This is a genomic window from Dolichospermum circinale AWQC131C (assembly GCF_000426905.1).
Lineage (GTDB): Bacteria > Cyanobacteriota > Cyanobacteriia > Cyanobacteriales > Nostocaceae > Dolichospermum > Dolichospermum circinale.
The window spans coordinates 9,900-20,338 of the sequence record NZ_KE384593.1; the positions used below are offsets into that span (position 1 = coordinate 9,900).

11 protein-coding genes and 1 pseudogene are annotated in these 10,439 nt (G+C 36.1%); 6 read left to right on the forward strand and 6 right to left on the reverse strand.

Annotation, left to right across the window (positions count from 1 at the left end; genetic code table 11):
* The 5 genes and pseudogenes from ACIR131C_RS26550 to sufB all read right to left on the reverse strand — a co-directional run.
* Positions 1–230: pseudogene (locus ACIR131C_RS26550) on the reverse strand (hypothetical protein); the annotation flags it as partial.
* Between the two features lie 134 nt (positions 231–364).
* Positions 365–1,630, reverse strand: coding sequence for a cysteine desulfurase (locus tag ACIR131C_RS0103720; protein WP_028089114.1), 1,266 nt, complete (start codon positions 1,628–1,630; stop codon positions 365–367).
* A 220-nt stretch (positions 1,631–1,850) separates the two neighbouring features.
* Positions 1,851–3,221 (reverse strand): Fe-S cluster assembly protein SufD, encoded by a 1,371-nt coding sequence (gene sufD / locus ACIR131C_RS0103725; protein WP_028089115.1) that lies wholly within the window; start codon positions 3,219–3,221, stop codon positions 1,851–1,853.
* Positions 3,221–4,006: a Fe-S cluster assembly ATPase SufC gene (gene sufC, locus ACIR131C_RS0103730; protein ID WP_028082494.1), complete on the reverse strand. Its 786-nt coding sequence runs from the start codon at positions 4,004–4,006 to the stop codon at positions 3,221–3,223. Before sufC ends, sufD begins: the two co-directional genes overlap by 1 nt.
* A gap of 86 nt (positions 4,007–4,092) precedes the next feature.
* Entirely contained in the window at positions 4,093–5,532 is a 1,440-nt protein-coding gene (gene sufB, locus ACIR131C_RS0103735) for a Fe-S cluster assembly protein SufB (RefSeq protein WP_028089116.1), read from the reverse strand.
* Positions 5,533–5,764: 232 nt separating this feature from the next.
* Here sufB and sufR point away from each other — a divergent pair, with 232 nt between their 5' ends.
* A complete protein-coding gene (gene sufR, locus ACIR131C_RS0103740) occupies positions 5,765–6,436 on the forward strand; it encodes an iron-sulfur cluster biosynthesis transcriptional regulator SufR (RefSeq protein ID WP_028089117.1) in 672 nt (223 codons plus the stop codon).
* A gap of 128 nt (positions 6,437–6,564) precedes the next feature.
* On the opposite strand, the gene ACIR131C_RS25350 is transcribed toward sufR, so the two are convergent.
* Entirely contained in the window at positions 6,565–6,723 is a 159-nt protein-coding gene (locus tag ACIR131C_RS25350; protein WP_155962999.1) for an SHOCT domain-containing protein, read from the reverse strand.
* Between the two features lie 67 nt (positions 6,724–6,790).
* Here ACIR131C_RS25350 and ACIR131C_RS0103750 point away from each other — a divergent pair, with 67 nt between their 5' ends.
* From ACIR131C_RS0103750 to ACIR131C_RS0103775, 5 genes are all read left to right on the forward strand, one after another.
* On the forward strand, positions 6,791–8,914 hold the full coding sequence (locus ACIR131C_RS0103750; RefSeq protein WP_028082497.1) for a GNAT family N-acetyltransferase: 2,124 nt from the start codon (positions 6,791–6,793) through the stop codon (positions 8,912–8,914).
* A 17-nt stretch (positions 8,915–8,931) separates the two neighbouring features.
* Entirely contained in the window at positions 8,932–9,426 is a 495-nt protein-coding gene (locus tag ACIR131C_RS0103755) for an ASCH domain-containing protein (RefSeq protein ID WP_028082498.1), read from the forward strand.
* 237 nt (positions 9,427–9,663) lie between these two features.
* Positions 9,664–9,840, forward strand: coding sequence for a hypothetical protein (locus ACIR131C_RS25360; RefSeq protein ID WP_155963005.1), 177 nt, complete (start codon positions 9,664–9,666; stop codon positions 9,838–9,840).
* Between the two features lie 76 nt (positions 9,841–9,916).
* Positions 9,917–10,129, forward strand: a complete 213-nt coding sequence (locus ACIR131C_RS0103770; RefSeq protein ID WP_028082499.1) for a type II toxin-antitoxin system HicB family antitoxin — start codon at positions 9,917–9,919, stop codon at positions 10,127–10,129.
* The gene (locus tag ACIR131C_RS0103775) at positions 10,126–10,353 is read left to right on the forward strand and encodes a type II toxin-antitoxin system HicA family toxin (protein ID WP_028082500.1); all 228 of its coding nucleotides are present in this window, start codon (positions 10,126–10,128) and stop codon (positions 10,351–10,353) included. Before ACIR131C_RS0103770 ends, ACIR131C_RS0103775 begins: the two co-directional genes overlap by 4 nt.
* Positions 10,354–10,439: the final 86 nt, after the last annotated feature.

The window sequence follows — 10,439 nt, forward strand, 5'->3', positions numbered from 1 at the left end:
CTTTCATCATCAACTTCTAAACTAACTAAAGTTTTAGTATTACCATCTAACTCACAAATAGCTGTTTTAATTTGTTGCCAATTTGGATTTTCAATGCAGTTTTCTTCATTTCTATTTCCCGTCCATTTATCTGTACATAACTTTGATACAAACATTAAGGCTTCAAAGGTATCCCAGCTAAGGTTATATAAAACCGTTCTTTGTTCAGCAATAATTGACTCCAGAAGCATATACAATACATTCCATCACGATATTAGATAAAATAACTAAAATCTTACCTATCTCTATAATATTCTCTTTGCGCCTCTGCGCCTCTGCGTGAAAAACTCTTTTATTAAAAAGGTGGGAAATACCCACCCAAAATTTACTCAGCAAACACACCAGCAAAAAAGTCCAAAGTCTCCTTTAATGCTTTGATGAAAATATCAATTTCTTCACGAGTATTGTAAAAAGATAAACTAGCCCGTGCAGTTCCCGCTACACCTAAATAACGGTGTAATGGTTGTGTACAATGGTGGCCAGAACGTATGGCCACACCTTCCTGATCTAATAATGTAGATAGATCATTAGCGTGGACACCCTCTACCGTAAAAGCTGCTAGAGCGGCTCTACCTTCGCCTTGAGCATTGGGTTTTGGTCCGTAGATTCTAATTTGGGGTATTTGTGCTAATTGGGCGAATAAATAGGCGGTTAATTCCGCTTCATAAGCATGGATTTTATCCATACCGATATTAGTAAGATAATCTATGGCCGCACCTAATGCGATCGCTTCTCCAATTGCAGGAGTACCGGCTTCAAATTTATGGGGTAATTCTGCGTAGGTAGAATGGTCTAAATACACCTCGGAAATCATCTCACCACCACCGAAAAATGGCGGCATTACTTCTAGTAATTCCAGCTTACCATATAAAAAGCCGATGCCAGTGGGAGCGCACATTTTATGTCCAGAAGCTACTAACCAATCACAATCAAGTTCTTGGACATTAATAGGAGTATGGGGAACACTTTGACAAGCATCAAGTAAGAACTTTGCACCGAATTTGTGAGCAATTTCAGCAATTTCTTTAACTGGATTTATACAACCCAATGTATTAGAAATATGGACGATAGATACCAGTTTTGTTTTTTGAGAAATCAGGTTTTTAAACTGTTCTAAATCAAAAGTTTCTGCTGGAGTTAATTCCACAAATTTTAAAACTGCACCAGTTTTTTCAGCGACAAATTGCCAAGGAACAATATTACTATGGTGTTCCATGACCGAGAGAATAATTTCATCCCCTGGCTGTAAATTGTGCATTCCCCAACTGTAAGCGACTAAGTTAATAGCCTCAGTTGCGTTGCGGGTGTAAACAATTTCTTGGCGTGATTTAGTATTAATGAATTTAGCAATTTTATCACGGGACTCTTCATAAGCATCAGTAGCTTTTGCACTTAAAAAATGTGCGCCACGATGAACGTTTGAGTTATATTGTTCGTAATAATCACGCCAAGCATTTAAGACTGATACAGGTTTTTGAGAAGTAGCCGCATTATCGAGATAAACCAGGGGTTTACCATGAACTTCCTGATGTAAAATTGGGAAGTCAGAACGAACTTTATCAGCTAGAGTTTTGGTAGAAATCAAGGTCATATTTTAGAAATTCAGAAGTTTCAGAATAATAACTAGAATTTACAAACTATGCAGAATTTGAATTTAAGAATAATGAACCACGAAGGAACGAAGAAAGCGAAGGTAAGAGAGTTACAGAGAGATTTTTCATAAGTCCACCAAGAAATAAATTTCCTGGCTAATAGTGAAAGTCGGGTTTAACCGACTTTAGCTATTATACTTGTACTTTGGTGCAAGGCATTTATTTATTTGTGAGACTTGTGACTGTTTTTAACAAACTCTCACACAAAGAAGGAACAGGGATAAAGTTAATAATTTCCGTTGCGAAAGCATTAACTAATAATTTGCGGGCATCATTTTCATCAATACCACGACTTTGCAGGTAGAATATTTGATCATCTTCCAATTGACTGACAGTAGCACCGTGAGCGCATTTAACATTATCAGCGGTGATTTCTAACTGAGGTTTGGTGTCAATTCTCGACTTAGATGATAACAGCAAATTGCGATTTAATTGCGATGCGTCCGTTAATTGAGCCAGTTTAGGAACAAATATTTTACCATTAAATACACCGTGAGCGCGATCGCTTATAATGCACTTATGTAATTGTTTACTAACACCATGGGGATGATTTAAAGATAAAACACTGTGAGTATCAGCCAACTGATTATCAGCAATAACAGTTAAACCATTCAAGGTCGTTTCTGTTTGTTCACCAGTTTGTAATATCTCCAAATTATGACGAGAGATTTTACCACCAACCGTCACTGCATTACAATTATAACGACTATATCTGGCTTGAGTAACAGCAGTTTTACCAATGTGAAAAGCCGCAGCACCTTCCCGCACGACCCTATTGTGAGTAACCTGAGCATTTTCCTGTACCCAGATTTCCGTCACACCATTAGTAAAATAAACCTCCTCCTCCGTGTCCTCTGTGCCTCTGTGGTTCGTATATTCCTCAATCAAAACCACCTGAGAATTACTTTCAGCTACTACTAAAACCCGAGGTTGGGAAATAGTTGCAGACTCACCCGACACAGAAATAAATAATAGATGAATTGGTGTTTCCACCACCACATTTTTCGCAACCCATACCACCGCGACATCATTTAAAGCCGCAGTATTCAAAGCTGTAAAAACCCCTTTAGCACCTTCAGCTTGCGCTAAATATTCCTGAACAACTTCACCAGGTAAAACATCCAAATTACCAACAATTAAGCCAGCAGGTAAATTTTCAGTATTAGATAAATCAGGTGAATAAACACCATTAACAAACACTAACCGCCCAGAAACTTCAGGTAAAATCATGGATTGTAGAGATGTTCCATCGAAGGTCTCTACATGATTGTGAACATGAAACATTCCCAACTGAAAATCTACCTGTTTGAGAGGTGACAAATCAGTAAACCGCCATTCTTCCTCGCGGGTATTGGGAACAACAGAATGACGTACCCAATTAGCAGCCTCTTCGCGTAAATATTGTAACCAACCATCTGTTTTTGTAGTAGTTACCCGACTTAATAAACCACTTAAAAAAGCGTCTCTATCTAATAAATTTTTTGGTAGAGACGTTTCATGAAACCGCTCTAAATTAATTGACATATTCATTATACACCCACTCCCAAAACTTCCTCCAGCACCCAATCATAACCGCGAGATTCTAACTCTAAGGCTAACTCCTTACCACCACTTTTAATAATTCGTCCTTGTGCCATCACATGAACAAAATCAGGGACAATATAATCAAGAAGACGCTGATAGTGAGTAATCATAATTGTGGCATTTTCGGGACTTGTTAAGCGATTAACCCCATTAGCGACAATTTTGAGAGCGTCAATATCCAAACCAGAATCAGTCTCATCTAAAATGGCTAATTTAGGTTCTAAAATAGCCATTTGTAGGATTTCATTGCGCTTCTTTTCCCCACCGGAAAAACCCTCATTGACACTGCGACTAAGGAAAGAGGAATTCATTTTGACAATATCCAATTTTTCCTGAACTAAATCATCAAAATCGAAAGCGTCAACCTCCTCCAAACCTCTAGATTTCTGACGAGAATTATAAGCAACTCGTAAAAAATCTAAATTACTGACACCGGGAATTTCCAGAGGATATTGAAAAGCTAAAAACACACCACCCCTAGCTCGTTCCTCCGGTGACATTTCCAAAAGATTTTGGTTTTGAAAAACCACCTCACCACCAGTAACAGTATAAGCTGGATGTCCCGCCAAAACCTTAGAAAAAGTGCTTTTTCCCGAACCATTTGGACCCATAATCGCGTGAACTTCTCCAGCGCGAACTTGCAAATTCAACCCCTTTAAAATCGGAGTTCCATCAACATCAGCGGTCAAATTCTGAACCGACAAAATCAAATCACTATTCTCAACAATCATCTTCTCTCCCTCTCTTCTTACTACTGCTTTTTCGCTTCCTTCGTGTCTTCGTGGTTCATTAAAAAAAGAACCTCAACGAAAATAGATCAACCTACACTACCTTCTAGTTTCAAACTCAACAACTTATCAGCCTCAACAGCGAACTCCATAGGAAGCTGATTAAAAACATCCTTACAGAAACCGCTAATCATCATTGAGATAGCATCTTCTGATGAAATACCCCGTTGAGCGAAAAAGAATAATTGATCTTCACCGATTTTAGAAGTAGAAGCTTCATGCTCAACTTTACCCGTATTATTCTGAACTTGAATATAAGGAAAAGTATTAGCTTGAGCATTATCACCAATTAACATCGAATCACATTGGGAATAATTTCTCGCACCTTTAGCAGTAGGATTAATCTTCACCAAACCTCGGTAACTATTACTAGATTTACCAGCAGAAATACCTTTAGAAATAATTGTACTGCGGGTATTTTTTCCCACGTGAATCATCTTAGTTCCAGTATCAGCTTGCTGCATATTATTTGTTAATGCAACGGAGTAAAATTCACCGACGGAATTATCACCAACTAAGACGCAACTAGGGTACTTCCAAGTAATAGCTGAACCTGTTTCTACTTGAGTCCAAGATATCTTAGAATTAACACCTTGACACAAACCACGTTTAGTTACGAAATTGTAAATTCCGCCTTTACCATTTGCATCACCTGCGTACCAGTTTTGCACAGTAGAATATTTAATTTCCGCATTATCTAAAGCCACCAATTCTACAACCGCAGCGTGTAATTGATTGCTGTCGTACATGGGTGCTGTACAACCTTCTAAATAGGAAACATAACTATCTGCTTCCGCGACAATTAATGTTCGTTCAAATTGTCCTGTATCACCGGAGTTAATGCGGAAATAGGTTGACAATTCCATAGGACATTTTACGCCCTTGGGGATATAAACGAAAGAACCATCACTAAATACCGCTGCATTTAAAGCAGCAAAGTAATTATCAGCAATGGGAACAACGCTACCCAAATATTTTTTAATTAGTTCTGGGTGTTCTTGTAAAGCTTCGGAAATAGAGCAAAATATGACACCATCTTCCGCGAGTTTTTCTTTAAATGTAGTCGCCACCGAAACACTATCAAAAATTGCATCAACAGCAACATTAGCTAATCGTTTTTGTTCGGAAAGAGAAATACCCAATTTTTCAAAAGTTTCCAATAATGTGGGGTCAACTTCATCCAAACTATTGAGTTTTGCTTTCTTTTGTTTCGGTGCGGAATAGTAAATAATATCTTGATAATTAATAGGCGGATATTTGACATGAGGCCAAGTTGGTTCTGTCATTTTCAGCCATTGGTGATAGGCGCGGAGGCGATATTCCAGCATAAATTCCGGTTCGTTCTTTTTAGCGGAAATTAGGCGGACAACATCTTCGCTTAACCCACGGGGGATAGTATCAGCTTCAATATCGGTAACAAAGCCGTACTTGTAAGGTTGGTTGACTAAGGTGGTGACAGATGCGCTCATCGGTTCTCTTGTGTTCTCTTTAAAGGATGGGCGACGGGTTGCATGATGCTAATTCCCGTTTTTTCTTACCGATTGCTAACAAGACTGCTAGAATAGGCTTAACGACTAAAACAATTCGGCGGTTGTTTAATCTACATTTTATTGTACGATAGATTAACAACAAGAATGTTGTTTTAGTCAAATTTTCTAAAAATTTTATTTTGGGACGTTTGCGAAGCGTCTAGTAGAGAACATGGCGACTACCCAGCAGACCTCAACTAAGCAAGATATCCTAGAGTATCTATTGAAACACTCACAAGCAACGGCTGTTGAATTGGCTGACTGTTTAGATGTCAGTCCCCAAGCTATTCGCCGTCATTTAAAGGATTTAGAGACGGAGAAACTAGTTTTGTATTCGGTATCAGCACAGCCGAGTATGGGCAGACCGCAGCACCTTTATCAACTGAGTCAGCAGGGAAGATCCCGCTTGCAAAAAAACTCTAACCGCTTAAATGATGGTTATGGCGAGTTTGCAATTTCTCTTCTGGACACCTTAGCTGAAACTGTGGGACGTGACCAAGTAAAGTCTATTTTACGGAAACAGTGGGAACGCAAAGCCCAAGAATACCGGGAACGGGTGGGTAATGGTTCTTTGCGGGAACGGGTCGCAAGTTTGATAGAATTGCGAAAGCAGGAAGGTTTTATGGCGGAATTTCACCCTGTAGAATCAGATGCTAGTGGTGGGGAAAGATTCATTTTTGTGGAACATACCTGTGCTATTTCTGATGTTGCGGAATCTTTTCCTAGCGTTTGTGGTCATGAATTGGAAATGTTTGCGGCTATTCTCCCAGATTGTACTGTGGAACGGACTCATTGGTTGATTCATGGTGAACATCGTTGTGGTTATTTAGTACAAAAAAGTTAGGTGGTTGGGTGGAAGTAATTGAACGCGGATGTAGCTTCCTTCCCGAAAGGTACGCGGATACACGCAGATAAAGTGTGAATTTTTGGATTTTATGGATATTTCACCGAAAAATCATTAATACAATTTATCTAAAGTTTATCAACTAGAGATTGACGTTTACTTTGATATTCTTCTTCTGTGATAATTCCCTCTTTAAATATTTCTTTTAATGCTTTTAAAAAAAACATCACCACACTACCCAAATCATACCCGACTGTGCCAAAATGTATATAACTGTTTTTGGACATTTGTAACCTATGGTTTAGCAAAAGAGCTATAAATTACAGGCTGGGAGATACATTTAAGGCTCATTTTATGATAAAGGAAGAACATCTAAACTTTAACATTCAAGAAATTAGCTCAGATTCTGAGCATTTAAAAATTATAATTAGCTTAGGAGATGCAAATTCAGAAACTCTAGGTTTTTTACCCTATGGGGCTTTTTATGAACTTGCAGGTAAAGGTCGCATACTTGGTTGTATATCTTCAACTGGAACTTGTGTTGGATATCTTCTATATGGTATTAACCGTAGATATTCTAGAGTAAAACTTACACATCTTTGTGTAGATAAAACCTGGAGAGATAGAGGAATTGCAAAATTATTGATTCAAAAATTAAAAGAAAAAACTCAACAATTGTACGGTATTCTTGCATCCTGCCGTAGAGACTATAACATAGATGATATGTGGGGTTCTCTTGGTTTTGTTGCCAATCATGAAAGACCAGGAAAAAGTAAAGATGGTAGTATTTTAACTGAATGGTGGTTAGATTACGGACACCATAATTTACTAACTAATCTCGCTTATAAGCAAACAGAATCAAGGCTATGTGTTGCTATAGATGCCAATATTTTTTTTGATTTAGTGGATGATGAAAAGTTTGATAATGAAGGCAAAGAATCAAAGGTTTTAATTGCTGATTGGCTAGAAATAGAAGTAGAATTATGTGTAACAGATGAAATTAAAAATGAAATAAATAGAAACTCAGATGCCAGGAAAAGGGAAAAATTACGTGCGGCAATAAACAATTTTACATTACTTCCTTATATTCAGGAGGAATTTGAAAAAACTTGTAATACTATACGTAAATACTTCCCTGAAAACATGACAGCTAGTGATGCTTCAGACTTGCGCCAAATTGCTAGAGTTATTAGTTCTCAGATAAATACTCCTTATTTCTTAACACGAGATAAACGATTGTTAAGTATAGAAGAAGAAATTTATCAAGAATTTAAGCTGAACATAATCCATCCTGTTGATTTTATTGTTAAGTTAGATGAATTACGCAGAGAAACGGAATATCAACCTGAAAGTTTAGGTGGTACTGATATAGAAAATAAGCGTCTCCAAAGTGGAGATATAGACTTAATAATTGAATTATTTTTAGCCTATTCTCAAGGCGAAAGAAAAGTGGATTTTAGGAAAAATATTCGTAATTTTTTATCAAATACAGAAGATTTTAAGTGTTTCACAGTTGGCCGCAGTGGGGAAGAACCAATAGCATTTATAATTTACGAGAGAACAGAAAATAGAGAGTTGAAAGTTCCTGTTTTCCGTTTTAGAGATAGCAAGATTACTCCTACCATATTACGTCGCTGTATTTTTCAGTGTTTTTCAAGTTCTGCTAGTGAAAAACGAAAATTCACCAGAATTACTGAAAAATACTTAGATGATAAAACTATTTCAGCATTACTTGAAGATAGTTTTTTTCATACTGAAACTGGATGGTTAAGAGCGAACTTAGCTATTGCACAAAAGGCAGTAGATATTTCATCTCATATTCTTAATATTTGTCAAGAATCTGGTCAAGGCTATGAACAATATATTCCATTCTCAGATATTTTATTAAATGACGAATTAGTTAAAAATTCAGAAATTATGGCAGATATTGAGAGAAGACTATATCCTCTCAAAATTACTGATGCTGAAATAGCTACTTATATTATTCCCATTAAATCACGTTGGGCGAAGGAATTATTTGACAAAGAACTAGCAGAAGAAGGTATATGGAGAGCTAAAGAAGAACTTGCTCTAAAACGTGAAGTTGTTTACTACTCATCTAAAAGAAAAATGAAATATCCGGGACGAATTTTATGGTATGTAACTGCATCTCCTGATGATAAAAATAGTTCTGCTATTCTGGGAGCTATTAGAGCTTGTTCTCGGCTTGATGAAGTCACAATTGGTAAGCCAAAAGATTTATATAAAACTTATAGAAGATTAGGAATATACAGTTTTCAAGATGTTTTAAAAACTGCTCAGGAAGATTTATCCAAAGATATAAAAGCTGTTAAGTTTAGTGATACAGAGTTATTTACAAACCCAATAAGATTTGCAGATATTAAAACAATAATTAATCGTCCAATTCAGCTACAATCATCTAGTAAAATTTCACCAGAAGAATTTACAATGTTATATAATATAGGAACTTCAACTTGAATATAACAATTAATCTAATGTATCCAACTGTACTTCTAATATCTATTCACCATAAATATGCAAGCATGATATTTGAAGGTGAAAAACAAGTAGAGTTTCGCCGCGTTAAGCCACGTCAGCTTAATGAAGGTGATCTAATTCTTGTTTATGCAACATCTCCTGAGCAAGCATTAGTTGGAGTGCTTGAAGTAGACAAAGTTGTTGAAATGCCGCCCCATCAGCTTTGGAAAAAAGTCAAAGATAAAGCAGGTATTAGCTATGAAATTTTTAATAATTACTACAAAAATTCACATACTGCTTTTGCCATTTTTTTTAAAAAACCATTCAGTTTTGATTCACCCATTAAGCTTGAACGTTTAAGAGAAGAATGGTCTGATTTTCGACCGCCACAATGTTATCATTACTTAAAGGAGAGAGAAATCAATCTTATAAAATCTATAACAAATTACGACATTCTAAGTTTATCTGAAAAATTTAATGTTGATCAAACTGAACTATTACCTAAATTATGATGATTTATATAAGAAACTAAACAACCTTGAATTTATATCCATTGTGTAGATATCATGGCTGTACAAACTAAAAATTCGGGAATCTTAAAACTACTTGCGATTAAACCAAATTTCCCCACCTAGTAACTGTATTAAAACTTCCGCGATCGCTTTTGGTAAACTTTTAGCTGAATGTTCATAAGTCAAACTTAAAAATCTACAACCTTTTGTTATCAACTTCCTTTGATCAATCATTTTATGATACAATATAATCAAGTTCCGAAAATATACAGCACTTCCCGATGTTATGAGGTACAAGCTGTTGATACAGATGATGATAAAATATTGGTTAAAGAATTTTTAGAAATCAGTGAATCATCATTAAATAAAATTTGGCTTGATCCAGAGGAAGACGAAGCATGGAAGGATCTATAGAACTTTCTTTTGTGTTATAATAAAAATCGAATATTGCTAACATTATTAGTAAACTATCGCACTGACAAATAAAACCATGAAAAACAAAGAATTTTATGTAGTAATTGAAAGAGATGAAGATGGTATGTATATTGGTGAAGTTCCTCAACTAAAAGCTTGTTACAGTCAAGGAGAAACTATTGATGAACTCATGAAAAATATTAAAGAAGTTATTGAAATGTGTTTAGAAGAACTAGAAGAGGAATCAATAACTGAATTTATTGGTGTGCAAAAGGTCGTATTATCATGACTAAATTACCAACAATTACAGGAGAAGAACTGATTGCTGCATTAGAAAAAGCAGGTTTTTATATAGTCAGACAAAAGGGTAGTCATGTTAGAATGAAACATGAAGATAATCGAGTTGTTTCCATTCCTTCTCATAGTGGTAAAACTATCGGAAAAGGTTTATTATTAAAAATAATTCGAGATGCAGATTTAACTAAAGATGAACTGATAGAACTTTTAAATTAGGGATCTACCGTTCCCTTTATGTAAAATACAGCGGTTTCCGATCTGATGAAGTACAAAGTTGAATCATGAAACTCTTGTGGTGCGGG